This is a genomic window from Lentilactobacillus kribbianus (assembly GCF_013184075.1).
Classification (GTDB): Bacteria; Bacillota; Bacilli; order Lactobacillales; family Lactobacillaceae; genus Lentilactobacillus; species Lentilactobacillus kribbianus.
This window is the reverse complement of the sequence record NZ_JABEQQ010000001.1, coordinates 143,132-168,244: the sequence shown is the minus strand read 5'-3', so window position 1 is coordinate 168,244 and position 25,113 is coordinate 143,132. Positions and strand designations below refer to the sequence as shown.

At 39.2% G+C, this 25,113-nt stretch carries 41 protein-coding genes and 1 pseudogene; 38 read left to right on the top strand and 4 right to left on the bottom strand.

Annotated features, from left to right (window positions below; genetic code table 11):
- Positions 1 to 17: 17 nt before the first annotated feature.
- The 31 genes from rpsS (at position 18) to HII32_RS00855 (ending at position 16,999) form a co-directional block, all read left to right on the top strand.
- Positions 18 to 293, top strand: a complete 276-nt coding sequence (gene rpsS / locus HII32_RS01005) for a 30S ribosomal protein S19 (RefSeq protein ID WP_172187447.1) — start codon at positions 18 to 20, stop codon at positions 291 to 293.
- Between the two features lie 17 nt (positions 294 to 310).
- On the top strand, positions 311 to 667 hold the full coding sequence (gene rplV / locus HII32_RS01000; RefSeq protein WP_172187445.1) for a 50S ribosomal protein L22: 357 nt from the start codon (positions 311 to 313) through the stop codon (positions 665 to 667).
- 3 nt (positions 668 to 670) lie between these two features.
- Positions 671 to 1,336, top strand: coding sequence for a 30S ribosomal protein S3 (rpsC, locus tag HII32_RS00995; protein WP_172187443.1), 666 nt, complete (start codon positions 671 to 673; stop codon positions 1,334 to 1,336).
- A gap of 2 nt (positions 1,337 to 1,338) precedes the next feature.
- Positions 1,339 to 1,773, top strand: coding sequence for a 50S ribosomal protein L16 (rplP, locus tag HII32_RS00990; RefSeq protein WP_172187441.1), 435 nt, complete (start codon positions 1,339 to 1,341; stop codon positions 1,771 to 1,773).
- Positions 1,763 to 1,957 carry a 50S ribosomal protein L29 gene (gene rpmC, locus HII32_RS00985; protein ID WP_172187439.1) on the top strand — a complete coding sequence of 65 codons (195 nt, stop codon included), beginning with the start codon at positions 1,763 to 1,765 and terminating at the stop codon, positions 1,955 to 1,957. The genes rplP and rpmC overlap by 11 nt, the downstream gene beginning before the upstream one ends.
- A 23-nt stretch (positions 1,958 to 1,980) precedes the next feature.
- Positions 1,981 to 2,247, top strand: coding sequence for a 30S ribosomal protein S17 (gene rpsQ, locus HII32_RS00980; protein ID WP_172187437.1), 267 nt, complete (start codon positions 1,981 to 1,983; stop codon positions 2,245 to 2,247).
- A gap of 53 nt (positions 2,248 to 2,300) precedes the next feature.
- Complete coding sequence (gene rplN, locus HII32_RS00975; RefSeq protein WP_172187435.1) at positions 2,301 to 2,669, top strand: 50S ribosomal protein L14; 369 nt, start codon at positions 2,301 to 2,303, stop codon at positions 2,667 to 2,669.
- 27 nt (positions 2,670 to 2,696) lie between these two features.
- Positions 2,697 to 3,005 carry a 50S ribosomal protein L24 gene (gene rplX / locus HII32_RS00970; RefSeq protein ID WP_172187433.1) on the top strand — a complete coding sequence of 103 codons (309 nt, stop codon included), beginning with the start codon at positions 2,697 to 2,699 and terminating at the stop codon, positions 3,003 to 3,005.
- 19 nt (positions 3,006 to 3,024) lie between these two features.
- Positions 3,025 to 3,567, top strand: a complete 543-nt coding sequence (gene rplE / locus HII32_RS00965) for a 50S ribosomal protein L5 (RefSeq protein WP_172187431.1) — start codon at positions 3,025 to 3,027, stop codon at positions 3,565 to 3,567.
- 16 nt (positions 3,568 to 3,583) lie between these two features.
- The gene (locus tag HII32_RS00960) at positions 3,584 to 3,769 is read left to right on the top strand and encodes a type Z 30S ribosomal protein S14 (RefSeq protein WP_054671402.1); all 186 of its coding nucleotides are present in this window, start codon (positions 3,584 to 3,586) and stop codon (positions 3,767 to 3,769) included.
- 33 nt (positions 3,770 to 3,802) lie between these two features.
- Positions 3,803 to 4,201 carry a 30S ribosomal protein S8 gene (gene rpsH, locus HII32_RS00955; RefSeq protein ID WP_172187429.1) on the top strand — a complete coding sequence of 133 codons (399 nt, stop codon included), beginning with the start codon at positions 3,803 to 3,805 and terminating at the stop codon, positions 4,199 to 4,201.
- Positions 4,202 to 4,230: 29 nt separating this feature from the next.
- Positions 4,231 to 4,770, top strand: a complete 540-nt coding sequence (gene rplF, locus HII32_RS00950) for a 50S ribosomal protein L6 (RefSeq protein WP_172187427.1) — start codon at positions 4,231 to 4,233, stop codon at positions 4,768 to 4,770.
- Between the two features lie 25 nt (positions 4,771 to 4,795).
- Entirely contained in the window at positions 4,796 to 5,158 is a 363-nt protein-coding gene (gene rplR / locus HII32_RS00945; RefSeq protein WP_343034632.1) for a 50S ribosomal protein L18, read from the top strand.
- A 20-nt stretch (positions 5,159 to 5,178) separates the two neighbouring features.
- Positions 5,179 to 5,682 carry a 30S ribosomal protein S5 gene (gene rpsE / locus HII32_RS00940; RefSeq protein WP_172187423.1) on the top strand — a complete coding sequence of 168 codons (504 nt, stop codon included), beginning with the start codon at positions 5,179 to 5,181 and terminating at the stop codon, positions 5,680 to 5,682.
- Positions 5,683 to 5,695: 13 nt separating this feature from the next.
- The gene (gene rpmD / locus HII32_RS00935) at positions 5,696 to 5,881 is read left to right on the top strand and encodes a 50S ribosomal protein L30 (protein WP_172187421.1); all 186 of its coding nucleotides are present in this window, start codon (positions 5,696 to 5,698) and stop codon (positions 5,879 to 5,881) included.
- 31 nt (positions 5,882 to 5,912) lie between these two features.
- Complete coding sequence (gene rplO / locus HII32_RS00930) at positions 5,913 to 6,347, top strand: 50S ribosomal protein L15 (protein ID WP_172187419.1); 435 nt, start codon at positions 5,913 to 5,915, stop codon at positions 6,345 to 6,347.
- A complete protein-coding gene (secY, locus tag HII32_RS00925; RefSeq protein WP_172187417.1) occupies positions 6,347 to 7,663 on the top strand; it encodes a preprotein translocase subunit SecY in 1,317 nt (438 codons plus the stop codon). The genes rplO and secY overlap by 1 nt, the downstream gene beginning before the upstream one ends.
- Positions 7,664 to 7,696: 33 nt before the next feature.
- Positions 7,697 to 8,353: an adenylate kinase gene (locus HII32_RS00920; protein WP_172187415.1), complete on the top strand. Its 657-nt coding sequence runs from the start codon at positions 7,697 to 7,699 to the stop codon at positions 8,351 to 8,353.
- A gap of 116 nt (positions 8,354 to 8,469) precedes the next feature.
- Positions 8,470 to 8,688: a translation initiation factor IF-1 gene (gene infA / locus HII32_RS00915; protein WP_172187413.1), complete on the top strand. Its 219-nt coding sequence runs from the start codon at positions 8,470 to 8,472 to the stop codon at positions 8,686 to 8,688.
- 36 nt (positions 8,689 to 8,724) lie between these two features.
- Positions 8,725 to 8,844 carry a 50S ribosomal protein L36 gene (rpmJ, locus tag HII32_RS00910; RefSeq protein ID WP_172187411.1) on the top strand — a complete coding sequence of 40 codons (120 nt, stop codon included), beginning with the start codon at positions 8,725 to 8,727 and terminating at the stop codon, positions 8,842 to 8,844.
- A 23-nt stretch (positions 8,845 to 8,867) separates the two neighbouring features.
- On the top strand, positions 8,868 to 9,239 hold the full coding sequence (rpsM, locus tag HII32_RS00905; RefSeq protein WP_172187409.1) for a 30S ribosomal protein S13: 372 nt from the start codon (positions 8,868 to 8,870) through the stop codon (positions 9,237 to 9,239).
- A gap of 21 nt (positions 9,240 to 9,260) precedes the next feature.
- Complete coding sequence (gene rpsK, locus HII32_RS00900; RefSeq protein WP_172187407.1) at positions 9,261 to 9,650, top strand: 30S ribosomal protein S11; 390 nt, start codon at positions 9,261 to 9,263, stop codon at positions 9,648 to 9,650.
- Between the two features lie 79 nt (positions 9,651 to 9,729).
- On the top strand, positions 9,730 to 10,680 hold the full coding sequence (locus HII32_RS00895; protein WP_172187405.1) for a DNA-directed RNA polymerase subunit alpha: 951 nt from the start codon (positions 9,730 to 9,732) through the stop codon (positions 10,678 to 10,680).
- Positions 10,681 to 10,702: 22 nt separating this feature from the next.
- Positions 10,703 to 11,086 carry a 50S ribosomal protein L17 gene (rplQ, locus tag HII32_RS00890; protein ID WP_172187403.1) on the top strand — a complete coding sequence of 128 codons (384 nt, stop codon included), beginning with the start codon at positions 10,703 to 10,705 and terminating at the stop codon, positions 11,084 to 11,086.
- 165 nt (positions 11,087 to 11,251) lie between these two features.
- Positions 11,252 to 12,085, top strand: a complete 834-nt coding sequence (locus tag HII32_RS00885) for an energy-coupling factor ABC transporter ATP-binding protein (protein WP_172187401.1) — start codon at positions 11,252 to 11,254, stop codon at positions 12,083 to 12,085.
- Positions 12,055 to 12,927, top strand: coding sequence for an energy-coupling factor transporter ATPase (locus tag HII32_RS00880; RefSeq protein WP_172187399.1), 873 nt, complete (start codon positions 12,055 to 12,057; stop codon positions 12,925 to 12,927). The genes HII32_RS00885 and HII32_RS00880 overlap by 31 nt, the downstream gene beginning before the upstream one ends.
- Positions 12,920 to 13,714, top strand: coding sequence for an energy-coupling factor transporter transmembrane component T family protein (locus HII32_RS00875; RefSeq protein WP_172187397.1), 795 nt, complete (start codon positions 12,920 to 12,922; stop codon positions 13,712 to 13,714). Before HII32_RS00880 ends, HII32_RS00875 begins: the two co-directional genes overlap by 8 nt.
- Positions 13,715 to 13,719: 5 nt before the next feature.
- Positions 13,720 to 14,517, top strand: coding sequence for a tRNA pseudouridine(38-40) synthase TruA (truA, locus tag HII32_RS00870; protein WP_172187395.1), 798 nt, complete (start codon positions 13,720 to 13,722; stop codon positions 14,515 to 14,517).
- 127 nt (positions 14,518 to 14,644) lie between these two features.
- Positions 14,645 to 15,088 (top strand): 50S ribosomal protein L13, encoded by a 444-nt coding sequence (gene rplM, locus HII32_RS00865; protein ID WP_172187393.1) that lies wholly within the window; start codon positions 14,645 to 14,647, stop codon positions 15,086 to 15,088.
- Between the two features lie 13 nt (positions 15,089 to 15,101).
- On the top strand, positions 15,102 to 15,494 hold the full coding sequence (rpsI, locus tag HII32_RS00860; RefSeq protein WP_054671452.1) for a 30S ribosomal protein S9: 393 nt from the start codon (positions 15,102 to 15,104) through the stop codon (positions 15,492 to 15,494).
- A 149-nt stretch (positions 15,495 to 15,643) separates the two neighbouring features.
- On the top strand, positions 15,644 to 16,999 hold the full coding sequence (locus HII32_RS00855; RefSeq protein WP_172187391.1) for an FAD-dependent oxidoreductase: 1,356 nt from the start codon (positions 15,644 to 15,646) through the stop codon (positions 16,997 to 16,999).
- A 43-nt stretch (positions 17,000 to 17,042) separates the two neighbouring features.
- On the opposite strand, the gene HII32_RS00850 is transcribed toward HII32_RS00855, so the two are convergent.
- The 3 genes from HII32_RS00850 to HII32_RS00840 are packed head-to-tail and all read right to left on the bottom strand — an operon-like array spanning position 17,043 to position 17,939.
- Positions 17,043 to 17,303: a metal-sensitive transcriptional regulator gene (locus tag HII32_RS00850; RefSeq protein ID WP_172187389.1), complete on the bottom strand. Its 261-nt coding sequence runs from the start codon at positions 17,301 to 17,303 to the stop codon at positions 17,043 to 17,045.
- Positions 17,303 to 17,599, bottom strand: a complete 297-nt coding sequence (locus HII32_RS00845; RefSeq protein WP_172187387.1) for a rhodanese-like domain-containing protein — start codon at positions 17,597 to 17,599, stop codon at positions 17,303 to 17,305. Before HII32_RS00845 ends, HII32_RS00850 begins: the two co-directional genes overlap by 1 nt.
- Positions 17,600 to 17,624: 25 nt before the next feature.
- The gene (locus HII32_RS00840; protein WP_172187385.1) at positions 17,625 to 17,939 is read right to left on the bottom strand and encodes a rhodanese-like domain-containing protein; all 315 of its coding nucleotides are present in this window, start codon (positions 17,937 to 17,939) and stop codon (positions 17,625 to 17,627) included.
- Positions 17,940 to 18,151: 212 nt separating this feature from the next.
- Here HII32_RS00840 and HII32_RS00835 point away from each other — a divergent pair, with 212 nt between their 5' ends.
- The 3 genes and pseudogenes from HII32_RS00835 (at position 18,152) to HII32_RS00825 (ending at position 19,843) form a co-directional block, all read left to right on the top strand.
- The gene (locus HII32_RS00835; protein ID WP_172187383.1) at positions 18,152 to 18,655 is read left to right on the top strand and encodes a MarR family winged helix-turn-helix transcriptional regulator; all 504 of its coding nucleotides are present in this window, start codon (positions 18,152 to 18,154) and stop codon (positions 18,653 to 18,655) included.
- Positions 18,612 to 19,133 carry a GNAT family N-acetyltransferase gene (locus tag HII32_RS00830; protein ID WP_172187381.1) on the top strand — a complete coding sequence of 174 codons (522 nt, stop codon included), beginning with the start codon at positions 18,612 to 18,614 and terminating at the stop codon, positions 19,131 to 19,133. Before HII32_RS00835 ends, HII32_RS00830 begins: the two co-directional genes overlap by 44 nt.
- A gap of 2 nt (positions 19,134 to 19,135) precedes the next feature.
- Positions 19,136 to 19,843: pseudogene (locus HII32_RS00825) on the top strand (B3/B4 domain-containing protein).
- Positions 19,844 to 19,866: 23 nt separating this feature from the next.
- Here the strand turns inward: HII32_RS00825 and HII32_RS00820 are convergent.
- Positions 19,867 to 20,139, bottom strand: coding sequence for a DUF2187 domain-containing protein (locus HII32_RS00820; RefSeq protein ID WP_172187379.1), 273 nt, complete (start codon positions 20,137 to 20,139; stop codon positions 19,867 to 19,869).
- A gap of 147 nt (positions 20,140 to 20,286) precedes the next feature.
- Here HII32_RS00820 and HII32_RS00815 point away from each other — a divergent pair, with 147 nt between their 5' ends.
- The 4 genes from HII32_RS00815 to pcrA all read left to right on the top strand — a co-directional run bounded on the left by HII32_RS00815 (position 20,287) and on the right by pcrA (position 25,105).
- Positions 20,287 to 20,916 (top strand): glycoside hydrolase family 73 protein, encoded by a 630-nt coding sequence (locus HII32_RS00815; protein ID WP_343034630.1) that lies wholly within the window; start codon positions 20,287 to 20,289, stop codon positions 20,914 to 20,916.
- Positions 20,917 to 20,929: 13 nt separating this feature from the next.
- On the top strand, positions 20,930 to 21,508 hold the full coding sequence (locus HII32_RS00810) for a xanthine phosphoribosyltransferase (RefSeq protein WP_172187377.1): 579 nt from the start codon (positions 20,930 to 20,932) through the stop codon (positions 21,506 to 21,508).
- A 95-nt stretch (positions 21,509 to 21,603) separates the two neighbouring features.
- Positions 21,604 to 22,770, top strand: a complete 1,167-nt coding sequence (locus tag HII32_RS00805) for an ATP-grasp domain-containing protein (protein ID WP_246224788.1) — start codon at positions 21,604 to 21,606, stop codon at positions 22,768 to 22,770.
- Between the two features lie 97 nt (positions 22,771 to 22,867).
- Positions 22,868 to 25,105, top strand: coding sequence for a DNA helicase PcrA (pcrA, locus tag HII32_RS00800; protein WP_172187375.1), 2,238 nt, complete (start codon positions 22,868 to 22,870; stop codon positions 25,103 to 25,105).
- The last annotated feature ends 8 nt before the right edge of the window (positions 25,106 to 25,113 follow it).

Sequence of the window (25,113 nt, the reverse complement as noted above, 5' to 3'; positions counted from 1 at the left end):
GTAGAGGAGGTTTCAACATGGGTCGTAGTTTAAAAAAGGGACCATTCGCCGATGAGTACTTGCTCAAGAAGGTTGATGCCCAAAAAGATGTAGAAAAGAAATCCGTTATCAAGACCTGGTCACGTCGTTCAACGATTTTCCCAAGTTTTATTGGATACACTTTTGCCGTTTATGATGGTCGTAAACACGTACCAGTTTATGTTCAAGAAGATATGGTTGGACATAAGTTAGGCGAATTCGTTCCAACTCGTACTTTCCACGGTCATGGTGGAGACGACAAAAAGACTAAGTAATAGCAAGGAGGATAACAATGGCTGAACAAATCACATCAGCAACGGCTACTGCCAAAACTGTTCGAATTGCAGCTCGTAAGGTCCGCCTTGTCGTTGACCTTATTAGAGGCAAAAGCGTCGCTGAAGCTATGGCAATTTTGAAGTTCACCCCTCGTGGTGCTTCTCCAGTAGTTTCAAAAGTGCTTAAATCTGCAGTAGCAAACGCAGAAAATAACTTTGACTTAGATAGTCAAGATCTTTACGTAAGTAAAGCAATCGTGAATGAAGGACCAACTCTTAAGCGTTTCCGCCCAAGAGCTAAAGGTTCTGCATCACCAATTAACAAGAGAACAAGTCACATCACAATTGTTGTGTCTGAAAAGAAGGAGGGGTAACGCGTGGGTAAGACAATTAATCCTAACGGCTTACGGGTCGGTATTATCCGTGACTGGCAAGCAAAATGGTACGCTGAAAAAGATTATGCAAGTTATTTAGCAGAAGATCTTAAGATTCGTAAATACATTGAAAAACGCCTTGCAAATGCTTCCGTTTCAACCATTGAAATTGAACGGGCCGCAAACCGCGTTAACATTTCAATTCATACTGCTAAACCTGGTATGGTTATCGGTAAGGGTGGTTCTGAAGTAGAAAACCTACGTAAAGAACTTAACAAATTAACCGGTAAACGTGTTCACATCAACATCGTTGAAATCAAGAAACCTGATTTGGACGCAAAATTAGTTGGTGAAAGTATTGCTCGTCAATTGGAAGGCCGTGTAGCGTTCCGTCGTGCAATGCGTCAAGCTATCCAACGTTCAACTCGTGCCGGTGCTTTGGGTGTTAGAACTCAAGTATCAGGTCGTTTAAACGGTGCTGATATGGCTCGTGTTGAATCATATTCTGAAGGAACTGTTCCATTGCACACATTGCGTGCCGATATCGACTACGCATGGGAACAAGCATTTACCACTTACGGAACTATCGGTGTTAAAACCTGGATCTACCGTGGTGAAATCCTTCCAGAAAAGCCAAATAGTAAAAAAGCTGAAAAAGGAGGGGAATAGACATGTTAGTACCAAAGCGTGTTAAGTTCCGCCGTGAGCAACGTGGTCACATGCGTGGCGAAGCTAAAGGTGATAGATATGTTACATTCGGTGATTTCGGATTAGAAGCAACTGATTCTCACTGGATCACTAACCGTCAAATCGAAGCTGCTCGTATCGCAATGACTCGTTACATGAAACGTGGTGGGAAAGTTTGGATTAAGATTTTCCCTCACAAATCTTACACTGAAAAAGGTGTAGGTGTCCGAATGGGTAATGGTAAAGGTACTCCTGCTGGATGGGTTGCACCTGTTAAGCGCGGTAAGGTTATGTTTGAAGTTGGCGGCGTTTCAGAAGAAATCGCTCGCGAAGCCTTACGCCTTGCAGCAATGAAGCTTCCTGTTCGCACTAAGATTGTAAAACGTGAGGAAGTAGGTGGCGAATCAAATGAAGGCTAAAGAAATTAATGAATTAACCACTGACCAAATGATTGAAAAAGAAAAAGATTATAAAGACGAATTATTCAATCTTCGTTTCCAATTAGCCACTGGCCAATTAGAAAACACTGCACGTCTTAAGCAAGTTCGTAAGAACATTGCTCGTATCAAGACTGCACTTCGTCAACAAGAACTAAGCAAGTAAGAATACGATAGGAGGTTTAATTAATGGCTGAAGAACGTAACCAGCGTAAAGTCTATCAAGGCCGCGTTGTTTCTGATAAGAACAACAAAACCATCACCGTGGTCGTTGAAACATACAAAAATGATTCACGTTACGGTAAGCGAGTTAAGTACTCAAAGAAGTACACTGCTCATGACGAAAATAACGAAGCTAAAACCGGCGATATCGTTCAAATTATGGAAACTCGCCCAATGTCAGCAACTAAGCGTTTCCGTTTGATCAATATTGTTGAAAAAGCAGTTATTATTTAATTTAAAATCATTTTTTATCGTATTCTGATTTGAAATGAAGGGAGGATAAACCTGTGATTCAACAAGAAAGTCGTTTAAATGTTGCCGATAACTCAGGTGCAAAGGAATTACTTACTATTAAAGTACTAGGTGGTTCTATCAGAAGATATGCCGGAGTTGGGGATACTATTGTCGCTACTGTCAAACAAGCAACACCAGGTGGCGTTGTCAAAAAGGGTGATGTTGTTAAGGCCGTTATCGTTCGTACTAAATCTGCAATTCGTCGTAATGATGGTTCATACATTCGTTTTGATGAAAATGCCGCAGTTTTAATTAAGGATGATAAGAGTCCTCAAGGCACTCGTATTTTTGGCCCGGTTGCTCGTGAATTACGTGATAGCAATTACATGAAGATTGTTTCACTAGCCCCAGAAGTTCTATAATCTACCAAAAATAAGGAGGTGCCCATAATGTTTATTAAAACTGGTGACAAAGTCCGTGTGATCGCTGGCAAGGACAAGGGTAAAGAAGGAACAGTTACTAAGACTATTGCTTCTAAAAACCGCGTTATCGTTGAAGGCATTAACATGGTTAAGAAACATACCAAGGCTTCTCAAGCAAACCCTCAAGGTGGGATTGTTGATACCGAAGCTCCAATTCAAGTTTCTAACGTAATGCTTATCGACCCATCAACTAACGAACCAACTCGTGTTGGGTTCCGAGTAGAAGATGGCAAAAAAGTTCGTTTCGCAAAGAAGTCAAACAAGACTATCGACTAAGAAAGGAGGAACATACTTAATGACAAGTCGTTTACAAGAAAAGTATTCAAATGAAATTACTCCAAGTTTGATGGAAAAATTCAATTATTCATCAATTATGCAAGCTCCAAAGCTTGATAAAATCGTTTTGAACATGGGTGTTGGTGACGCTGTTACAAACGCCAAGAACCTTGATGAAGCTGTTGCTGAATTAGCATTGATTTCTGGTCAAAAACCTATGGTTACTAAAGCCAAGAAATCAATCGCCGGTTTCCGTTTACGTGAAGGTATGTCAATCGGTGCTAAAGTAACCCTTCGTGGTGAACGTATGTATGATTTCCTTGATAAGTTAATCAACGTTTCCCTTCCTCGTGTCCGTGACTTCCATGGTGTTTCAAGCAAGTCATTTGATGGTCGTGGTAACTATACGTTAGGTGTACGTGAACAATTGATCTTCCCTGAAATCGATTATGATGATGTTAATCGTGTTCGTGGTTTAGATATCGTTATTGTCACTACTGCTGATACCGATGAAGAAGCTCATGAATTATTGGGCCAATTCGGTATGCCATTCGCAAAGTAATTTAGGAGGTTTTACATTGGCTAAAAAATCATTGATTGTAAAAAGTGAACGTCCAGCAAAGTTCTCAACTCAAGCTTACACTCGTTGCGAACGTTGTGGCCGTCCTCGGGCAGTCTACCAAAAGTTCCATCTTTGCCGTATTTGCCTTCGTCAACTCGCTCATGAAGGTCAAATTCCTGGTATGAAAAAAGCTAGTTGGTAAAAATAAAACTTTAAAAAAGGAGGTTGTTCGCACATGTCTATGACTGATCCAATTGCAGACTTTTTAACTCGTATTCGTAACGCCAACATGGTTCGTCACGAAACAGTTGAAGTACCTGCTTCAAAAATCAAAAGTGACATTGCTGAAATTCTCAAACGTGAGGGTTTTGTACGCGATGTTGAATACATTGATGACGACAAGCAAGGCGTAATTCGTGTTTTCCTTAAGTACAGTAAAGATAACACCCGTGTTATTACTGGCTTGAAACGAATCTCAAAACCTGGTTTGCGTTCATACGTTAAAGCAGATGCTGTTCCTAAGGTTCTTAATGGTTTAGGAATTGCAATCATTTCTACATCAAACGGTGTTATTACTGACAAAGAGGCTCGTGCCCAAAAAGTCGGTGGCGAAGTTCTCGCTTACGTTTGGTAAAAATCTAATAGGAATTGGAGGTGAAATAAATGAGTCGTATTGGTTATAAAACTGTTGTTTTACCTGCCGGTGTGGAAGTAAAGCAAGAAGGTAACGTTATTACTGTTAAAGGTGCTAAAGGTACTTTGAGCCGTGAATTTTCAGATCACGTAAAGATGAACATTGATGGCAACGAAGTTAACTTTGAACCAGTTGGTAATTACAATAACAAAGTTCGTGCACTTCATGGTACTTCACGTGCCAACTTCAGCAACATGGTTGAAGGGGTTACAGATGGTTTCAAGAAAACATTGAAACTTGTCGGTGTTGGTTACCGTGCACAACTTAAAGGTAAGACATTAACTTTAAACGTTGGTTATTCAAACCCTGTAGAAATGCAGGTTCCTGAAGACGTAACTGTTGAAGTTCCTGATAATACTACTATTAATATGAGTGGAATTAGCAAGCAACACGTTGGTGATTTTGCTGCTAAAGTTCGTGCCGTACGTTCACCAGAACCTTACAAAGGTAAAGGTATTCGTTACGAAAACGAACACATTATTCGTAAAGAAGGTAAGACTGGTAAGTAATTTATCAGCCTAAATAAAATTTGAGGTGACTATTTTGATTTCAAAACCAGATAAGAACAAAAATCGGCAACGACGTCATAATCGTGTCCGGAATAAGATCTCTGGTACTGCCGAGCGCCCACGCTTGAATGTGTACCGTTCTAACAAAAACATCTACGCTCAAGTCATTGATGACGTAGCGGGTGTAACGCTTGTTAGTGCCTCAACACTGGACTCTGCCATCAGTGGTACCAAAACTGAACAAGCAGTTAGTGTTGGTAAATTAGTTGCAGAACGTGCAGCTGCTAAAAACATTAAGAACGTTGTGTTTGATCGTGGCGGATACATCTACCATGGTCGGGTCCAAGCTCTCGCTGAATCAGCTCGCGAGAACGGATTAGAATTCTAAAGAAGGAGGAATAACCACACATGAAAAAGTTTATTGATCCCGATAAATTAGAGCTTGAAGATAATGTTGTATCTATTAACCGGATCACTAAAGTTGTTAAAGGTGGACGTCGTCTACGTTTCGCTGCTTTAGTTGTTGTCGGAGACAAGCACGGTCATGTTGGCTTTGGTACTGGTAAAGCTCAAGAAGTTCCTGAAGCCATTCGTAAAGCTGTTGAAGCTGCACGTAAAAACTTAATCGAAGTTCCTATCGTTGGTACTACAATTCCTCACGAAATTATTGGAACTTTCGGTGGTGGCCGTATTATGTTGAAGCCAGCCGAAGAAGGTTCTGGTGTTGCAGCCGGTGGCGCTGTTCGTGCCGTTATGGAATTAGCTGGTATTGATGATGTTACCAGTAAACGTCTAGGTTCAAACACTCCTGTCAACGTTGTCCGAGCTACTTTTGCTGGTTTGGAAGCATTGAAAAATGCTAACGAAGTTTCAGCATTACGGGGCGTTTCAACCGCACATTTAGCTGAATAAGGAGGGAACAAAGATGGCTCAATTAAAGATTACTTTAAAACGTAGCGCAACTCATCGCCTCCCTAAACAACGTAAGATTGTTAAGGCGCTTGGCTTGGGCCGCGTCAACAGTTCAGTTGTTAAACCTGACAACGAATCAATTCGGGGAGCACTTTTCCACATTGCTCACCTTATCGAAGTTGAACAAGTTAACGATTAATATTAATTAATAAAAAGGAGGTGCCAATTTCATGAAGTTGAATGAACTTAAAGCTGCTGAAGGATCACGTTCAAGTCGTATGCGTAAAGGCCGGGGCCGTTCTGCCGGAAAAGGTAAGACTGCTGGACGTGGTCAAAAAGGTCAAAAGGCTCGTAGTAAGACTCGTGTAGGTTTTGAAGGTGGCCAAATGCCATTGTACCGTCGTATTCCTAAGCGTGGTTTTAACAACATTAACCGGAAAGAATTTGCTGTTGTTAACGTTGCTAAATTAAACGTCTTTGACGAAGGCACTGAAGTAACTCCAGAATTGTTGTTGACTTCAGGCATCGTTAAAAACGCTAAGAGCGGAATCAAGATTCTTGGCGAAGGCGAAATCACTAAGAAGTTGACTGTTAAAGCCAACAAATTTTCTAAATCTGCTCAAGAAGCAATTGAAAACGCTGGCGGTAAAATCGAGGTGATTTAATGCTTTCGACCTTAAAAGGTGCGTTTAAAGTTAAAGATATTAGAAACAAGATTCTTTTCACTTTAATGGTTCTAGTCATTTTCAGACTAGGGGCGTACATTACGGTTCCAGGTATTAATGCTCAAGCGTTACAATCCGTTGCATCATCAGGATTGGTAAGTATGTTAAACACGTTTAGTGGTGGCGGTCTTACTAATTATTCGATTTTTGCGATGGGTGTTTCGCCTTATATTACTGCTCAAATTATTGTTCAACTTCTCCAAATGGATATCGTGCCACGTTTTGTGGAATGGGGAAAACAAGGTGAAGTTGGACGACGCAAGTTGAATCAAGTAACTCGTTACTTGACTGTTGTTCTTGCCTTTTTCCAATCGATTGGTATCACAGCCGGGTTTAACACGTTAAGTAGTTTAAACTTAGTTAAGAATCCAAGCACTTCAACATTTATCACCATTGGAATTATTCTAACTGGTGGCTCTATGTTAACCACTTGGATGGGTGATATGATCACTGAAAAGGGTATTGGTAATGGTATTTCCATGATTATCTTTGCTGGTATTATTGCCAGAGTGCCTTCAGGAATTGCTCAAGTTTATCAACAATTCTTTGTTGGAGTTGAGCCACAAGATTTGTGGCAACCAATTCTATATTCAATTGTTTTGGTAATTGCAATTTTAGTAATTGTGACTTGGGTAACTTGGGTACAACAAGCCGAACGGCGTGTACCTATCCAATATACTCGTCGAGTAGCAGGTGCTTCTGATAGTAGTTACTTACCATTAAAGGTTAACGTGGCTGGGGTGATTCCTGTCATTTTTGCCAGTTCATTCATCTCTACACCACAAACCATTTTAATGGTTTTTGCAAAGAATCATTCAGCAGATACCTGGTACCAAGTAATGACTAACATCTTCAACATGCAAACCCCAACAGGGGCAACACTTTATACGTTATTAATCATTATGTTTACTTTCTTCTATGCCTTTGTTCAAGTTAACCCTGAGAAATTAGCGGAAAACTTGCAAAAGCAGGGTAGTTACATTCCAGGCATTTGGCCAGGACATGAGACTCAATCTTATGTTTCCGGATTGCTGATGAGATTAAGTACCGTTGGTTCACTATTCTTAGGAATTGTGGCATTATTACCATTAATTGCTCAAAACGTATGGCAATTAAGTGAATCAATTGGTCTTGGTGGTACTAGTTTGCTAATTGTTGTTGGGGTGGCTATCGAAACTATTAGTCAGATTCGGGGATTAATGATGAAACGTGAATACGTTGGCTTCATTAAAAAACCTAATCCTGACCAAGCGTAGTGAGAAACACTCGAATAACTGGAGGAAATTAGAATGGCATTAAACTTAATTTTAATGGGATTGCCTGGTGCTGGTAAAGGTACTCAAGCACAGTATATTGTGGATAATTACAACATTCCTCATATTTCCACTGGTGACATGTTCCGTGAAGCCATGGCAAATAAAACGGAAATGGGAATGAAAGCCAAAGAATTTATTGATAAAGGCGATTTGGTTCCGGATGAAGTTACAAACGGAATCGTTAAAGAACGTCTAAGTCAAGCAGATACTAAGGATGGATTTCTCTTAGATGGTTACCCACGTACTTTGGCTCAAGCTGATGCTTTAGCTGAAATGACTGATGTTTTGAACAAACCTTTAAGTGCAGTGATTAATATTGAAGTCGATCCAGCGATTTTAACTGATCGTTTGACTGGTCGCTTCATTTGTAAAAAGTGTGGCGCAACTTATCATAAGTTGTACCACATGCCAAAGGTTCCTGATACTTGTGATGTTTGTGGTAGCCACGAGTTTTATCAACGTGACGACGATAAACCAGAAGCGGTTAAGAATCGTTTGGACGTTAACATCAAAATGAATACTCCTTTAGTGTCATACTATGATGAACGTAACTTGCTTCATAATGTGAATGGTGATCAAGATATTGATGCTGTTTGGCAGGACATGGACGCTGTATTACGTTCACTATAGCCCTCCATTGTTTTGGACTACAAGATTGATATGCTAATTTAATTATGGTAGACTGGTCGTTAGCTATTGTGTTGATGAGTAGTGTCAATCTAACTTTTCAGTTGGAGGTGTAAATAATGGCTAAGGATAATGTTATTGAAATTGAAGGTAAAGTTACTGAAACTTTACCAAATGCTATGTTTCGGGTTGAATTAGAAAATGGCCACGAAATCTTAGCTCACGTTTCTGGGAAAATTAGAATGCATTACATTCGAATTTTACCCGGCGACAAAGTTACTGTTGAAATGTCTCCTTACGACCTAAGTAAAGGTCGAATTACTTATCGATTTAAGTAATAAACAGTCTTTGTCATTTTTTAAGGAGGGTTAAAAATGAAAGTAAGACCATCTGTAAAACCAATGTGTGAACATTGCCGTGTTATTAAGCGTAAGGGTCGAGTAATGGTTATTTGCTCTGCTAACCCTAAGCATAAACAACGTCAAGGTAAATAAACGAAACTAGGAGGTGCATGTTAATGGCTCGTATTGCCGGAATTGATTTACCTCGTGATAAACGAATTGTAATTGGATTAACTTATATTTATGGTATTGGTAACACCACTGCCAAAAAGATTTTGGAACAAGCTGGCGTGTCTGAAGATGTCCGTGTTCGGGATTTAACTCCTGATCAAGAAGACAAGATTCGTTCCGTCGTTGATGGTTACAAAATCGAAGGTGATTTACGTCGTGAAGTAAGCATGAACATTAAGCGACTACAAGAAATTGGCTCATACAGAGGTATGCGTCATCGTCGTGGTTTGCCTGTTCGTGGTCAACATACTAAAAACAACGCTCGTACTCGTAAGGGTAAGGCTGTCGCTGTTGCAGGTAAGAAATCAAACTTATAAAAAAGGAGGTTATCTATTTCTATGGTAAAGAGAAAATCAAATCACAAACGCCGGACGAAGAAGAACGTTGAATCCGGTGTGGCTCACATTCACTCAACTTTTAACAATACGTTAGTGATGATTACTGATGCACAAGGAAACGCTATTTCTTGGTCATCTGCTGGTGCGCTTGGATTCCGTGGTAGCCGTAAGTCAACTCCTTTTGCTGCTCAAATGGCTTCAGAAGCTGCTGCTAAAGCAGCTATGGAACATGGCATGAAGACTGTTGAAGTTGCTGTTAAAGGTCCTGGTTCAGGTCGTGAATCAGCTATCCGTGCTCTTCAAGCAACTGGATTGGAAGTTACTGCCATTCGTGACGTTACTCCAGTTCCTCATAATGGATCTCGTCCTCCAAAGCGTCGTCGAGTTTAGTACTGAGGGAGTTTTTTGAGTCACTTCCGAATGTTTAAGAAAATAAACTCGCACGTTTTGAAAGGGGTTAATGATAAGAATGATTGAATTTGAAAAGCCTAACATTCATAAAGTTGAAGAAACAGATAATTTTGGTGAAGTAATTGTTGAACCATTGGAACGTGGATATGGTACTACGTTGGGAAACTCTCTTCGTAGAACCTTATTGTCTTCTCTTCCCGGCGCCGCAGTTACAAGCATTCAAATTGACGATGTCCTTCATGAATTTTCAACAATCAAAGGTGTTGTTGAAGATGTCACTCAAATTATTTTGAATGTTAAGAAAATTTCTTTGAAATTAGATGGACCTGAGGACGAAGAAGAAAATCTTGAAATTGAAGTAGTTGGTCCTGCTGATGTAACAGCTGGAGACATTGTTGCTGGTAGTGATGTTACTATTTTGAATCCGGATCTTCACATCGCAACGGTAGCAGACGGTGCTACTTTCCACATGCGTTTAACGGCTAATCGTGGTCGTGGATACGTATCAGCTGTGGAAAACAAAAAGCGCAGTACTGAAATGCCAATCGGTGTTTTGGCCGTAGATTCCATTTATACCCCAATTGAACGTGTTAACTATCAAGTTGAAAGCACACGAGTTGGTCAAAGAGATGATTTCGACAAGCTGACATTAGACGTCTGGAGCGATGGCTCTATCACTGCTAGTGAAGCAATTAGCTTGGCCGCTAAAATTCTCACTGAACACCTTGAAATGTTTGTAAATCTCACCGATGAAGCTAAAAATGCTGAAATCATGGTCGAGAAAGAAGAAACACACAAGGAAAAAATGCTAGAAATGACGATCGAAGAACTAGATCTTTCAGTTCGTTCTTACAATTGTTTGAAACGAGCAGGTATTAATACTGTTCAAGAATTAACTGATAAGTCAGAAGCCGATATGATGAAGGTTCGTAACTTGGGCCGTAAATCCCTTGAAGAAGTTAAGGAAAAATTGGCAGCTCTTGGATTATCATTGCGCAAAGAAGACTAAAGAATAGGGAGGACATTCATTCATGAGTTATCGGAAATTGCAACGAACTAGTGAACACCGTAAAGCTTTGCTACGTAACTTAACTACTGATTTAATTGTTAATGGTCAAATTACGACTACTGAAGCTAAGGCTAAGGAAGTTCGCTCAACAACTGATAAAATGATCTCACTTGGCAAGCGTGGAGACCTTCATGCTCGTCGTCAAGCCGCTTCGTACTTACGTGATGTTGTTGCCGATGTTAAAGAAGATGGTGATGATATTACTGTAACCACTGCTTTACAAAAGGTATTTGGCGAATTAGCTGAAAAATACGCTGACCGTAATGGTGGTTACACTCGCATTATGAAGACTATGCCACGTCGTGGTGATGGTGCTCAAATGGTCATTTTACAATTAGTTGACTAATTTATAATTAAACAATTTGTTTTCACGAGAATCACTCGGATTTTCGGTATAGAACGTTATGATGGTGGATTTTATCCTAGTCTAGTTTGAATGTGAGAGTTAGTTCTCATGCACCGTTAATCTGGGGTGATTTTTTTGTACATAAAAGATAAAGGAAGAGCAACGATGGCAAATATCATTACGGTCGATCATTTATCATTTGAATATAACGAAAAAACACCGGTATTTAAGGATCTGTCTATGGCGGTCAAGGCTGGCGAATGGTTAGCAGTAATTGGTCAAAATGGTAGTGGTAAAAGTACCTTGGCTAAGCTAATTGATGGTTTGTTAGAATTTGATACAGGGACCATTACTGTGGGGGGCTTAATTTTGAATTACGAAAATTTGGCTGCCATTAGAGATCAAATTGGCATTGTTTTTCAAAACCCAGATAATCAATTTGTAGGAGCCACGGTTGAAGAAGACGTTGCTTTTGGATTGGAAAATCGCCAAGTCCCTCGAGAGCAAATGGTAAAACTAGTTGAAAAAAATTTGAAACTAGTTAATATGTGGAATTTTAAAGATCGAATTCCCGCCAGTTTATCTGGTGGTCAAAAACAAAGAGTAGCCATTGCCGGAATTTTGGCGGTAGAACCACAAATTATTATTTTAGATGAGGCGACCAGTATGTTAGATCCTTTAGGTCGTCAAGATATTATTCAACTTATTCGGCAGTTAAAAGCTGAACGCAATTTAACCGTTATTTCAATTACTCATGATATTAATGAAGCCGCCTTAGCCGATCGGGTGCTCTTACTGAATCAGGGCGAGGTAGTCGAAGAAACGACACCAGCTCAAATTTTTGAAGAAACTGATAAATTAACCCACTACGGTTTGGATACCCCATTTGTGGTACAATTAGCGCAGCGTTTACGGGATCAAAATATACCAATCCCAAAGCAGTACATGGATGAAAAGGAGCTGATTCAGTGGCTGCAAACATACAATTCGACCAAGTAAGCTATACTTATCAGGCAGGTTCGCCTGAGGCCCACGAGGCGTTAAGTGATGTTAGTCTAACTATTTCTGCTGACAGCTATACTGCCATTATTGGCCATACGGGTAGTGGGAAATCAACGTTAATTCAACATATTAATGCATTACTTAAACCAACTAATGGAACGGTTACTGTTGGTGATTTTACCATTGATAACCAGACTACTAATAAAAATTTACGACCACTTAGAAAACAAGTGGGAATGGTATTTCAGTTTCCCGAAAAACAACTATTTGAAGAAACTGTAATTAAAGATATTATGTTTGGTCCCAAAAATTATGGAGCCAGTGATGAAGAAGCGCTTCAAGCTGGGCTGAAAGCAATGGATTTAGTGGGACTACCACAAAAGTATCAAGATACGGCACCATTGGATTTATCGGGAGGACAAATGCGACGAGTAGCCATTGCTGGAGTTTTGGCCATGCAACCGGAAATTTTAATCTTGGATGAACCCACCGCTGGGCTAGATCCCAGAGGACATGATGAAATTATGCAATTGGTTCAACAATTGCATGAACAACAGCATATGACGATTGTTGTAGTAACTCATCAAATGGATGACGTAATTCAAGCTGCTGACCAGGTGGTAGTCATGAGTGCTGGAACCGTTCAGAAAGTAGGAACTCCAGCTCAAATTTTTAGTGATAAAAAATGGGTTAAACAAATGCAACTAACTCTGCCTACTAGTACTGCTTTTGCGGCTAAGTTAAAAGCGGCAGGATTTCCATTAATGGATGTGCCGTTAGGATTAGATCAATTAACGATGGCCATTACCCAAACGCTAAGGGGGGACAGCCATGAATAATTTAATTTTAGGACGTTATTTACCAGGGAATTCCTTTATTCATCAAATGAGTCCCCAATCTAAGTTGCTGTTAACTTTTTACTTTGTGGCTATTATTTTTCTAGCTAACAACGTAATTACCTATGCCATCTTATCGGTACTCATCATTGCGGCAATTTTACTTTCAGGAATTTCAGTCAGTTTTTTCATTAAAGGAATTCGCCCGATGATTTGGTTGATTATTTTTACCGTCATTTTGCAAATTCTATTTAGTGCGGGTGGTAAAGTACTCTGGCACTGGGGACCTTTTACGATTACTCAATTAGGTTTGGTTAATGGGGGGTTCGTCTTTGTGCGCTTCTTATTAATCATCATGATTTCGACCGTATTGACCTTAACCACATCGCCACTAGCAATTGCTGATGGGGTTCAAACAATTTTAAAACCACTAAAAAAAGTTAAATTTCCGGTCGATACTTTGGCCCTAATGTTATCGATTGCCCTGCGGTTTGTGCCAACCTTAATGGATGAAATGACTACCATAATGAATGCGCAACGTTCTCGGGGAGTTGATTTTGGGAGTGGTAGTCTTAAGCAACGAATTAAAACGGCAGTACCACTGCTAATTCCGTTATTTACTGGGGCTATTAACCATGCTGAAGAATTATCAACGGCAATGGAGGCACGGGGGTTTACTGATAGTGAACACCGAAGTAAATATCGGGTTTACCACTGGCAAGTCAAAGATACATTAACTTGGGTTGTTTTTTTGCTGGTGGGCGGACTAATTTTCTTCGTTAGAAAGTAGGAATAATGATTCGATACAAAATAACAGTGGCGTATGATGGCACTAGATTTAGTGGCTTTCAGCGTCAACCAAACAAAAGAACAATTGAAGGGGTTTTAACCAAAATTGTCAATACAATGGCTAAAACACCGAATCCAGCTATTGTTGTATATGGTTCCGGACGCACCGATGCCGGAGTTCATGCACTGGCACAAACAGTTCATTTTGATTTTCCGTTTGATATGAGCGAACAAGCGATGTATCGGGCCTTAAACAGTATGCTACCACTGGATATGCAGGTTAAAAAAGTTGAAATCGTTGCTAGCAATTTTCACGCACGTTACGACGTGTCTGGCAAACGATATATGTATCGATTAGACCTGGGTGAATTTATTGACCCATTTAAGCGCAATTATACGGGGCACTGGAAGTATCCGGTCGACATGGAAAAGATTAATGCGGCATTGGCACAATTGGTTGGAGAACATGATTTTAGTAGCTTTGTGGCGTCAGGATCTTCAGCTAAGTCTAACGTCAGAACGATTTATTCGGCGGAAGCACGCTTATTAACTGATCAAAATGAATTGCAAATTGAGTTTTATGGTAACGGCTTTTTATATAATATGGTGCGAATTTTAGTCGGGGTAGTGGTTCAGATTGGGGCCGGTATTCGTCCAGTGACTGATGTTAAGCGTTTATTTGAAGTTAAGGATAGAAACCAAGCGCGCTTAACGATGCCAGCTAGTGGTCTTTATTTAAAACGAGTTTATTATGAAGGTGATGACCCGAAACATCCGGTAAAAATACCAAAATATCAACGTTGATTTAATGAAATAAATTGACTTTTGTTATAATAATTTGTATTATTGTAGTTGGTATTGTTTGCCCCACTGATAAGCCCCGGAATCTTATTTTGGTGTCAAACAAACACAGAACATGGAGGAATCAAACGTGCGTACAACATATATGGCAAAACCAGGTGAAGTAGAACGTAAATGGTACGTTATCGATGCAACTGATGTTCCTTTGGGACGTTTATCAACAGTTGTCGCTTCAATCTTAAGAGGAAAAAATAAACCAACATTCACTCCCAATGTGGATACTGGTGATAACGTTATCGTTATTAACGCTGGTCAAGTAGCCCTTACCGGTCACAAGGCTAAAAAGAAAATGTACTACCGTCACAGTAAGTTTATCGGTGGTTTGAAACAAAGAACTGCTGGTGACTTCCGCGACAAGAACCCTGAAAAGTTAATCGAAACTTCAGTTAAGGGTATGCTTCCTCACGGAACGTTAGGTCGCAAAATTGGTTTGAAGTTGCATGTTTATGCAGGTCCTGACTACGAACAACAAGCACAAAAACCAGAAGTTTTGGACATTACTAACTTAATCTAAGGAGGAAACAGCATTGGCTCAAGTACAATATCGCGGCACTGGCCGTCGTAAAGATTCAGTGGCACGGGTTCGTTTAGTTCCCGGCACTGGTAAAATTGTTATGAATGATAAAGCAATCGAAGAATACATTCCTTTTGCTAATTTACGTGAAGTTGTTATGCAACCATTCAACGTAACTGAAACTCTTGGCAACTATGATGCCTTGGTTAACGTTAACGGTGGTGGTTTCTCCGGTCAAGCCGGCGCAACTCGTCATGGTATCGCTCGTGCACTTCTCGAAGTTGATCCAGACTTCCGTGGTCCACTAAAGCGTGCTGGTTTACTTACTCGTGACCCTCGTATGAAGGAACGTAAGAAGCCAGGTCTTAAGAAAGCTCGTAAAGCTTCACAATTCTCAAAGCGTTAAGATTTATCTTTTCGTTTTGCCAAACACTCACCAATTGGTGGGTGTTTTTTTGTGTTTAAATCCTTATTTGAGCCAATCGTTTGACACCCGGTGACATTTATTACTAACATGGGCTTAATCTTAATTCAAAATTTAGGGAGGAATTACTTATGATTACTGCACAAAACGTTTTTATTGGCTTTGGTAAGGCGGCAAAAACTTTGGCCGGTGCTTTGGCTAACCGAGGGGAATCGGTAATTATGATTGAAGCATCCGATAAGATGTATGGGGGAACATGTATTAACGTAGCTTGCATTCCGACCAAAACATTATTAACCAGCTCGCAAAATAATCGCTTGGGTGACGCTCAAGAAAATTATTTCAATGCTATCATGAATAAAAACGATGTAACTGGTACGTTGCGGTACAGTAATCTTCATAAATTAAGCGATCAAGCGACCGTAACTGTTTTAAACGGCTGGGCAGAGTTCGAAGCACCGAAGCAACTTAAAGTTACTTATCAAAATGGCAAAACTGATCAAATTAGTGGTGACCGTATTTTTATTAATACTGGTAGTACGCCCATCATTCCAGAGATTACTGGTCTCAAAGATAGTATTTTTATGCAAACCAGTGAAACTTTAATGGATCAAAAACGATTACCCCAAAAATTAGTGATTATCGGTGGCGGCTATATTGGGCTAGAGTTTGCTTCTATCTATGCTAACTTTGGCTCGCAGGTCACAATTATTGATGCTAATGATCAATTTATGCCACGAGATGAACGTGAATTAGCAGTAGCGGTACAACGGGATTTGGCGGCTAAGGGAGTGCAATTTGAATTAAAAGCTCAGGTAACTAAGGTGGTCGATCAGGTCGGAGCGGCTCGAATCGAATTTGAACGGGCGGGTCAGGCTCAGCAAATAACAGCCGATACCATTTTGGTGGCCACTGGTAGAAAAGCTAATATTGCTCATTTAGGTTTAAAAAATGCTGGTATTGCCACTAATCAGCGGGGCATTATTGTCGATGATCATCTCCGCACTAATGTTAAAAATATTTGGGCAATGGGAGATGTTCGAGGCGGGGCACAATTTACATATCTTTCCTTGGATGACTACCGGATTGTATTAGATCAGTTAGTAGGAGATGGTAAGCGAACGGTACTAGAACAAGAATTAGTTCCACACGTTGTCTTTTTAAACACCCCTATAGCAACGATTGGTATAAATGAAGAACAAGCTCAAAAAGAGCAAATTGCTTACAAAGTGGGGAAATTAGCCACCAAAGCAGTTCCTAAGGCTCATGTATTGGGAAATACTACCGGATACTTAAAAGTATTAGTGAGTCCAGAAACTCATGAAATTCTAGGAGCCACGTTGTACTGTATTGATGCTCAAGAATTAATTAACGTTGTTTCTTTAGCTATGCACCAACACCTACATTATGAAGTACTACGAGATCAAATTTACGCCCATCCAACCATGACCGAAGCATTTAATGATTTATTCGCTACTATCAAATAATAAAAACCCCCGAAACTGGTATGTGACAGTTTCAGGGGACTTTTTATTTTTTCATAATTAATTTAATAGCTTCGGCCACTTTTTTTTCTTGGGTAGCTGTATTTATTTCTGGGTTTTCAAAACAGTTTTTTAAATTTTCAGCGACAATCAGACCCATAATGCGATCTACACTAGAACGAACGGCACTTAACTGAGTGACAATGGCGGCACAATCTTGGTCTTCGGTAAGCATTTTTTGCACGCCGCGAAGTTGGCCTTCCGTCCGTTTTAAACGGTTCAAGACGGTTTTATCACAAGTAGCCATTATATTACCGCACCTTCCCACGCTAACATACCCCCAGTAACGTTAGTAACTTGATAACCTTGTTGGGTTAAAAAAGCAGCAGCATTAGCCGAGCGGGCACCAGAACGACAAATTAAATAATAAGCGTGATCTGGTGATAAATTCTTATAATTATTAGCTAATTGGCTCAGCGGTAGATTAACGGCGCCAGGAACATGCCCATCATTAAACTCATAGTCTTCTCTGACATCGATTAAGTCCACTGAACCAGCTTGCATTTTGGTTGCTAATTCAACGGTTGTAATATTATTAAACATAAAAATCTCCTTTGAAAAAATAGAGTTATTTGCCACTACGAATGGGACCAGTCCATGAATTCATACCACCGCGGACATTAATCACTTGATAACCATTGGTTCGTAAAATTTTAGCGGCCTGTTTACTGCGACGACCAGATTGACAAATCAAATAGATTGGTTCACTGGTTTGACGTTTATACTGATTAATTTTAGCTAGCGGCCAATTCGTAGCAATAGCGATGTGCCCAGAACGATATTCAGTAGCGGTGCGAACATCTAACAATGTCGGCCGCCGTTTGATTTGAGCGGTTAATTCCGTTGTTGAAATGCTGGGAATACGGTGAAATAAGGAAAACATAGACTGCCTCCAATTAATTTAATATACCTCATAGGGTATATTAAACAATGTGTTACTAATTTGTCAATGCACTTGTTGATGCACTTATTGAACAATGTTGATTATTATCGTTTTGGTTTAGCAAATACTATAACGGGTATTCATAGATATAATATTGCATTTGCAACAAAATCCCATATAATAAAGTAAGATGTTTAAGTAGGAGAAAATATATGGTAGAAATTTTGAGATCATTAGGCAATATTGCACGAGCGCTAGATTCGATTAGTAACATTGAATTTAAGCCATATGATTTAACAAAGGGACAATATCTTTATTTGGTTCGAATTTGTGAACAACCAGGAATTATTTCTGAAGAATTATCTGCCATCTTAAAAGTAGATCGGTCTACGGTAGCGCGGGCAGTTAAAAAACTAGAAACCAATGGATTAATCAAACGACAAAGTAACGCGAGCAATAAAAAAAATAAACAAATTTTTGCTACCGAACGGGGCCTAGCCATTTATCCAATCATTAAGATGGAAAATGATTACTCCAATCAGATAGCGTTAACTGGTCTTAGCTCTACGGAGGCTGAGCAACTACAAAAACTATTAAAACGTGTAGAGGTTAACGTTAATGGTGATTGGAATTTGGTTAAAGGTGGTGGCACCAGGAGGTACCTGAAGCAGTATGAAAATCAAAATAAAGACAGTTCAAGTAACGGACATAGATAAGTTAGTTGAAATCAGTCGCCAAACTTTTGTGGATACTTTTGGAATGCAAAATACCGCCGCTGACCTGAAGCGTTATCTAGCTAACCATTTTAATGAGATAAAATTAAAAAAGGAGTTGGCTAATCCAGACTCTCAGTTTTATTTTGCTGAATCTGGATCTAGGGTAGTGGGTTATTTAAAAATCAATGTTGCAGCAGCCCAAACGGAGCCTGATTATCCGCACGCTTTAGAGATACAACGAATCTATGTGGTTGAAGAATATCAGCAATTGGGAGTGGGGCAACAATTACTGGATTGGGCAATAAAAAAAGCCGTTCAACTAAAAAAAACGGCGGTCTGGTTAGGGGTATGGGAACATAATTTATTGGCACAACAATTTTATCTTCAAGCTGGCTTTTTGCGCACCCAAAAACATATTTTTACCCTTGGTAATAGTGTTCAAAGTGATTGGATTATGACTAAAATATTGGAGGAATAATAATGCAAACTGTAATTGCAAAACCGGAATTTTGGGAATTATTTCCTGAAGGTCAAATAAATTTATTGGCGTTACAAGATATTGATAACCACCAAAGTAATGACCAAGAAGCGACATTTAATAAGTTATTAGAGAGCGCAACTAGGGATGCACAACAATTTATTACGGCTGACGTTTTTAGTGAAAATGAAGTAGTAGCTCAGTGGCGTCAGGCTCTTAGAAAATTTAAAACCAAAAAAGGCGCTCGTTCTTCTATCGAGGCTTTATTAAAGCGGGTTAGTCAATGACATCAATTTGCTAGTATTAATCCGTTAGTAGATTTTTATAATAGTGTTTCCATGAAATATGGGGTACCTGTTGGTGGAGAAGATGTTGATCAAATTGATGGTAGCATGACTTTGGGGTTGGCCACTGGTGGAGAATCTTTTTGGCCATTGGGATCTGAGGCTGACTCACCAGCATTACCTAATGAAATGATTTATGCTGATGATACTGGCGCCATTTGTCGTTGTCTTAACTGGCGTGAGGCTAAAAGAACAATGTTAACTGAAAATACTGCCAACGCAATACTGGTTATTGAATCAGTAAATAAAGAACAGGCTCAACGAGCAGATGCAGCAATGGATGAACTACAACAACATTTACAAACATATTTTAAAACTACGGTAAAAACCTTTAAGTTGACAAAAAATAAAACTGACAACAAATAAAAAAGAAGTAACTTCAATTGAAGTTACTTCTTTTCGTCTTCAGCGTCATCTTCAGTTTCTTCTACTTCTGGTTGAGGAGCAGCCTTAATCAAAGTTAAGGCCTTGTTATTGATAACTACTTTGTTGTGATATTTATCGATAATCTCGGGATCAGCCGATTCAAATGTAATTAAAAATGAATTAGTATAACCTTTATCAATAAATCCAGTAAAGTCTTCTTTATCTAACTTAAAGCCGACTTCGTCACCAACGTGGAATTTAGCTTGTTCTGCTGATGGTTCAGTATTTTTAGCCATTTAATTCATCTCCGTGTTTAAAGTATCAGAAACTAACATAACCGAAACAATAACCAATGTCAAACAAAAACTTTATCAAATTATTAATTGTTATTGCCGGCAATTACGGCTAAAATAGTTTTAAACTAATGAAAGATTGGGGTATCTGTGGCAAAGAGAAGACGGAAAAAAAGCAAAGCGGTCCGCCAACGTAACCGGTCTTTGGTAATTATTATGTTGGTTTTTAGTTTAGTAGTGTTGGGAAGTGTACGGCTGTTTACCACTAATTTTAACCAGGTGACAGCGACACAAAATGTCAATCAGGAGGAGGGCTCACAAGCGCATCAACGATTTATTAATAAGATCGTCCCCACGGCTCAAAAAATGCAATCATCGTATGGCGTTTTGCCAAGTATTACAATTGCACAAGCCATTTTGGAGTCAGATTGGGGCACGAGCACACTAGCTAGCAAATATAATAACCTCTTTGGAGTTAAGGCCAACGATAGTAATAATGTAACGCTTAGTACTAAAGAGTATCAAAACGGCCGCTATGAGACGGTCAAGGCCAAGTTTCAGGTCTATGATAGTTGGGATGCTTCCATTGAGGCCCACGATCGTTTGCTTGCTTACGGCACTAATTGGAATAGTAATCAATATATTGACGTGATTAGTGCTAATAATTATCGAGAAGCGGCAATCGGGTTACAAACGGATGGCTATGCTACTGATCCTAGCTACACCCAAAAATTAGTATCAATTATTCAAAAATATAATTTAAACCAGTACGACCAATAGAAAGGATGGCAACATGAAGTTATTAGAAGACCGAATTAGAGAAGATGGAAAAGTATTAGCGGGGAACGTTTTAAAAGTTGATAACTTTTTAAATCATCAGGTAGATCCAGTATTGATGGATGAAATGGGAAAAGAATTTGCTCGTTTATTTAAGGATGCTGGCGTCACCAAGGTCGTAACGGTTGAATCATCAGGAATTGCACCCGCTTTAATGGCTGCCTTGCACCTCGATGTTCCGATGATTTTTGCTAGAAAACATAAGAGTCTTACTTTGACCGATAACTTATATACTGCAACCGTTTATTCATATACTAAGCAAGTTAACAATGATATTAGTATTGATAAACGATTCTTAAATTCAGATGATAAAATTTTAATTATTGATGACTTTTTAGCTAACGGTCAAGCTGTTCAAGGTTTGCTAGAAATTGCTAAGGTAGCTGATGTTGATGTTGCTGGTATTGGTATTGTTATCGAAAAGAGTTTCCAAAAGGGTCGTGAAATGATTGAAGAAACTGGAATTAGAGTGGAATCATTAGCTCGAATTGCCGCTTTTGAAGATGGCGAAGTTAAATTCGTACCAGAAGCCTAATTATTGGTAAACTTTTTAATTAATGCGGTAAATAATTTGTCAAAGAGATAAGGAAACCTTATTATTAAGATAGATTAAAACGAAAGTAGTGAAGAATGTTGGCGGATGAACGGACTCTTTACCCGGGCGCAACCATTGGCGTTATCGGAGATAATCAAAGTAGTGCAACCTTAATAACAACAGCAAAGCGCATGGGTTTTAATGTCGGCATCTATGGTACTGATGAAAATTCAGAAGCGATGCAATTAGCTGATTATAAGTACCTAGGTTCTTTAAGTGATCGAGAATTGTTAAAGATGTTTGCCGAACGTTGTGACGTGGTTACTTACAATAGTGATAAAATCAGTCCAGAAACTATCAAATTTATTTCACGCTTTACGATGGTTCCGCAACGAGACACACTGTTAGATATTATTCAAGATCGGTTAATTGAACGTAGTTTTTTTGAATCTTTAAATATTAATATGGCACCGTATATTACCATTGTTAATTTAGAAGACGTTTATCAAGGAATGAACTCAATTGGCTATCCAGCCATTTTAAAGCCTATCAGTCGAAATTTATTGAATGGTAAGCAATTATTTATTAATACTGCTACTGATATCGTTAATTCTACCGAAATGCTTGATAAAGGGACGTACGTTTTAGAGTCTTATATTGAACATCAAGTGGACTATGCGATTGTGGTTACCAGAGATATGGTCGGTAATCGACAATTATTTCCCACGTTAGAATTGATTTATCAAGATAATCAAGTGGTTACTGCCTATACACCAGCTGATATCGATGAAATGGTGGATCAAGAATTGAAACGAATTGCCAATGAAATTGCCACTAATATCGATTATGTGGGAACGTTTGAAGTGACCTTCTTCTTATCAGATAATGGGTCCATTTACGTCAATAAAGTAGCACCTGATTTAGGTTCCGCTGGATTTGTGTTTGAATATGCAGCGAATGTGACCGAATTTGAACAACATATTCGGGCCATCGCTAATCTGCCCCTTAGCGAAGTAATGTCTAATTTACCAACAGTCTATCAAGCCATTCGGGGACAAGACTTTGACCGAGTTAAAACTCAATGGGTATTGAAAAACAATTGGCATTTTACTTTTTATAATTCAACCTTTAATGAAACTGCTGGTAACCGAGGACATATATTAATTCCAACTGCAGCGGTGACGGATACCTTAAAACAAATAGAGGCTACCAGTGTTTGGCCAGATATTGATTTTGAAAGTAAATATAACCTTGAAAAATAGTCGGGAAGCCGACTTTTTTTATTTTCTGAGAAGCGGAAAAGACAACTATTTTTTGGTATAATTGATTGGATAATTAACTGAAAGGAAGACAAAGTTAGTGACGAAAGAGGATTTAGTAGCAAAACTTAATAAAGAACAAAAAGACGCGGTAATTCACACGCAAGGACCAGTCCTCATTATGGCGGGGGCCGGTAGTGGTAAGACGCGAGTATTAACTCATCGAATCGCTTATTTGATTGAAAATGATGGAGTTAAGCCCTGGAATATTTTAGCCATTACGTTTACTAACAAGGCCGCAAAAGAAATGCGGGCCAGAGTCGATAACCTGTTAGGTGGCAGTGGTTCCGACGTTTGGGTGTCGACCTTTCATTCACTTTGTGTGCAAATACTGCGCCGCAATATTGATAAAATTGGATATAACAAAGCCTTCACAATTGCTGATACTGGTGAACAACGAACTTTAATCAAGCGTATTATGATTGATATGAATTTGGACAGTAAGAAGTTTGATCCACGGGCTATTTTATCAGCTATTTCAAATGCCAAAAATGACTTGTTAAGTCCGGTAGAATATAAACAACAAAATTCAGGCTTCTTTGAAAACGTAGTGGGTGATGTTTATGAAAATTATCAAGCGGCCCTAAAACGTAATCAAGCCTTAGACTTTGATGATTTGATCATGATGACAATTCAACTATTTGAAAATGATCCAGAAACGTTGACTTATTATCAAGAAAAATTTCACTATATTCATGTCGATGAATATCAAGATACCAATGAGGCCCAATACAAGTTAGTTACTATGTTGGCTAAACGTTATCGTAACCTTTGCGTAGTGGGGGATGCCGATCAGAGTATTTATGGTTGGCGGGGCGCCAATATGGAAAATATTTTGAACTTTAAAAATGATTATCCAGACGCCCATGTGACCATCTTGGAGCAAAACTATCGTTCAACCAAAACAATTTTATCGGCAGCTAATGCAGTGATCGCTAATAACGATAACCGGGCTGATAAGAACTTGTGGACTCAAAATGATAACGGGGAACAAATTTCATATTATCGGGGACAAACTGAAAATGATGAAGCTCGTTACGTGGTTGCCCAAATTCAAGAAGAAGTCAAACAAGCTAATCGTAATTATGGTAGCATTGCCATTTTATATCGAACTAATGCCCAATCACGGGTGATGGAAGAAACGCTATTAAAATCTAATATTCCCTATACGATGGTTGGTGGTCATAAATTCTACGAACGAAAAGAAATTAGGGACGTATTATCGTACTTAACTTTAGTCGCCAATCCAGCAGATTCAATGAGTTTTGAAAGAATCATTAATGAACCCAAACGCGGCGTGGGCCAAACCAGCCTAGATAAATTACGGTTATTTGCGAATGATCATCAGTGGAGCTTATTAGAAGCCGCTCAAAATGCAGATTTGGCTAATGATTTATCCAGTCGAGCCAAGAATGCAATTGCTGATTTTGCGCAAATGATGAATAGCATAGCAGCACAAGTTGATGTATTGAACATTACTGAATTAACTAATTTGATTTTAGATAAGAGTGGTTATCTAGCAACGTTACAAAATTCTAAAACCTTAGAATCACAATCACGAGTGGAAAACATCGAGGAATTCATTTCTGTTACCCAAAAGTACGATGATGAACATCCTGATGGGAGTGGCACCGATAATTTAATTGATTTCTTGAGTGACTTAGCGTTAGTTTCTGCTCAAGATGATGTTGAAGAAGAAAGTAGTCAAGTTACCTTGATGACCTTACATGCGGCCAAAGGTTTGGAATTTCCGGTAGTCTTTATGATGGGGATGGAAGAAGGATTATTCCCATTGTCTCGAGCTAATCAAAACGAATCCGAAATGCAAGAAGAACGCCGGTTAGCTTACGTGGGAATTACTCGTGCTAAGCAAAAATTGTACATTACTAATGCTTTTGCCAGAACCTTATATGGTCGTCGTCAAAGTAATCCCGAATCCCGGTTTGTTAATGAAATTACACCAGAATTATTGAAATATGAGAATCAACGGCAACGTAGTAGTGCAACTACTTTACGGACACCGTTTGATCGTCGAACTGATTCAGCGGTAACTTCAGCATATCGTCGACCAGGTAAAATCGTAGAAAAGCCTAAAGAAACCGGAGCAAATAAGAAAAGTTGGCAAATTGGTGATAAAGTTAGCCATAAAGCTTGGGGAATTGGAACGGTCGTCAAAGTTTCTGGTCAAGGTGAAGATATGGAATTAGATATCGCCTTTGATCAACAAGGAATTAAACGTTTGCTAGCGGCCTTTGCCCCAATCACTAAACAAGATTAAAGGGAGAG

Bases quoted from the DNA above. Each gene is read 5' to 3' on its own strand.
- rplV (WP_172187445.1), top strand. From the start codon at position 311: ATGGCTGAACAAATCACATCAGCAACGGCTACTGCCAAAACTGTTCGA.
- secY (WP_172187417.1), top strand. From the start codon at position 6,347: ATGCTTTCGACCTTAAAAGGTGCGTTTAAAGTTAAAGATATTAGAAAC.
- HII32_RS00875 (WP_172187397.1), top strand. From the start codon at position 12,920: ATGAATAATTTAATTTTAGGACGTTATTTACCAGGGAATTCCTTTATT.
- rpsK (WP_172187407.1), top strand. From the start codon at position 9,261: ATGGTAAAGAGAAAATCAAATCACAAACGCCGGACGAAGAAGAACGTT.
- rplF (WP_172187427.1), top strand. From the start codon at position 4,231: ATGAGTCGTATTGGTTATAAAACTGTTGTTTTACCTGCCGGTGTGGAA.
- rpmD (WP_172187421.1), top strand. From the start codon at position 5,696: ATGGCTCAATTAAAGATTACTTTAAAACGTAGCGCAACTCATCGCCTC.
- rpsE (WP_172187423.1), top strand. From the start codon at position 5,179: ATGAAAAAGTTTATTGATCCCGATAAATTAGAGCTTGAAGATAATGTT.
- rpmC (WP_172187439.1), top strand. From the start codon at position 1,763: ATGAAGGCTAAAGAAATTAATGAATTAACCACTGACCAAATGATTGAA.
- HII32_RS00885 (WP_172187401.1), top strand. From the start codon at position 11,252: ATGGCAAATATCATTACGGTCGATCATTTATCATTTGAATATAACGAA.
- rpsQ (WP_172187437.1), top strand. From the start codon at position 1,981: ATGGCTGAAGAACGTAACCAGCGTAAAGTCTATCAAGGCCGCGTTGTT.
- rpsS (WP_172187447.1), top strand. From the start codon at position 18: ATGGGTCGTAGTTTAAAAAAGGGACCATTCGCCGATGAGTACTTGCTC.
- rplE (WP_172187431.1), top strand. From the start codon at position 3,025: ATGACAAGTCGTTTACAAGAAAAGTATTCAAATGAAATTACTCCAAGT.
- rplX (WP_172187433.1), top strand. From the start codon at position 2,697: ATGTTTATTAAAACTGGTGACAAAGTCCGTGTGATCGCTGGCAAGGAC.
- truA (WP_172187395.1), top strand. From the start codon at position 13,720: ATGATTCGATACAAAATAACAGTGGCGTATGATGGCACTAGATTTAGT.
- rpsH (WP_172187429.1), top strand. From the start codon at position 3,803: ATGTCTATGACTGATCCAATTGCAGACTTTTTAACTCGTATTCGTAAC.
- HII32_RS00895 (WP_172187405.1), top strand. From the start codon at position 9,730: ATGATTGAATTTGAAAAGCCTAACATTCATAAAGTTGAAGAAACAGAT.
- rpsM (WP_172187409.1), top strand. From the start codon at position 8,868: ATGGCTCGTATTGCCGGAATTGATTTACCTCGTGATAAACGAATTGTA.
- infA (WP_172187413.1), top strand. From the start codon at position 8,470: ATGGCTAAGGATAATGTTATTGAAATTGAAGGTAAAGTTACTGAAACT.
- HII32_RS00850 (WP_172187389.1), bottom strand. From the start codon at position 17,303: ATGGCTACTTGTGATAAAACCGTCTTGAACCGTTTAAAACGGACGGAA.
- HII32_RS00820 (WP_172187379.1), bottom strand. From the start codon at position 20,139: ATGGCTAAAAATACTGAACCATCAGCAGAACAAGCTAAATTCCACGTT.
- HII32_RS00920 (WP_172187415.1), top strand. From the start codon at position 7,697: ATGGCATTAAACTTAATTTTAATGGGATTGCCTGGTGCTGGTAAAGGT.
- rplP (WP_172187441.1), top strand. From the start codon at position 1,339: ATGTTAGTACCAAAGCGTGTTAAGTTCCGCCGTGAGCAACGTGGTCAC.
- HII32_RS00805 (WP_246224788.1), top strand. From the start codon at position 21,604: ATGTTGGCGGATGAACGGACTCTTTACCCGGGCGCAACCATTGGCGTT.
- HII32_RS00845 (WP_172187387.1), bottom strand. From the start codon at position 17,599: ATGTTTAATAATATTACAACCGTTGAATTAGCAACCAAAATGCAAGCT.
- rplQ (WP_172187403.1), top strand. From the start codon at position 10,703: ATGAGTTATCGGAAATTGCAACGAACTAGTGAACACCGTAAAGCTTTG.
- HII32_RS00855 (WP_172187391.1), top strand. From the start codon at position 15,644: ATGATTACTGCACAAAACGTTTTTATTGGCTTTGGTAAGGCGGCAAAA.
- HII32_RS00810 (WP_172187377.1), top strand. From the start codon at position 20,930: ATGAAGTTATTAGAAGACCGAATTAGAGAAGATGGAAAAGTATTAGCG.
- HII32_RS00840 (WP_172187385.1), bottom strand. From the start codon at position 17,939: ATGTTTTCCTTATTTCACCGTATTCCCAGCATTTCAACAACGGAATTA.
- rplO (WP_172187419.1), top strand. From the start codon at position 5,913: ATGAAGTTGAATGAACTTAAAGCTGCTGAAGGATCACGTTCAAGTCGT.
- HII32_RS00830 (WP_172187381.1), top strand. From the start codon at position 18,612: ATGAAAATCAAAATAAAGACAGTTCAAGTAACGGACATAGATAAGTTA.
- rpmJ (WP_172187411.1), top strand. From the start codon at position 8,725: ATGAAAGTAAGACCATCTGTAAAACCAATGTGTGAACATTGCCGTGTT.
- HII32_RS00835 (WP_172187383.1), top strand. From the start codon at position 18,152: ATGGTAGAAATTTTGAGATCATTAGGCAATATTGCACGAGCGCTAGAT.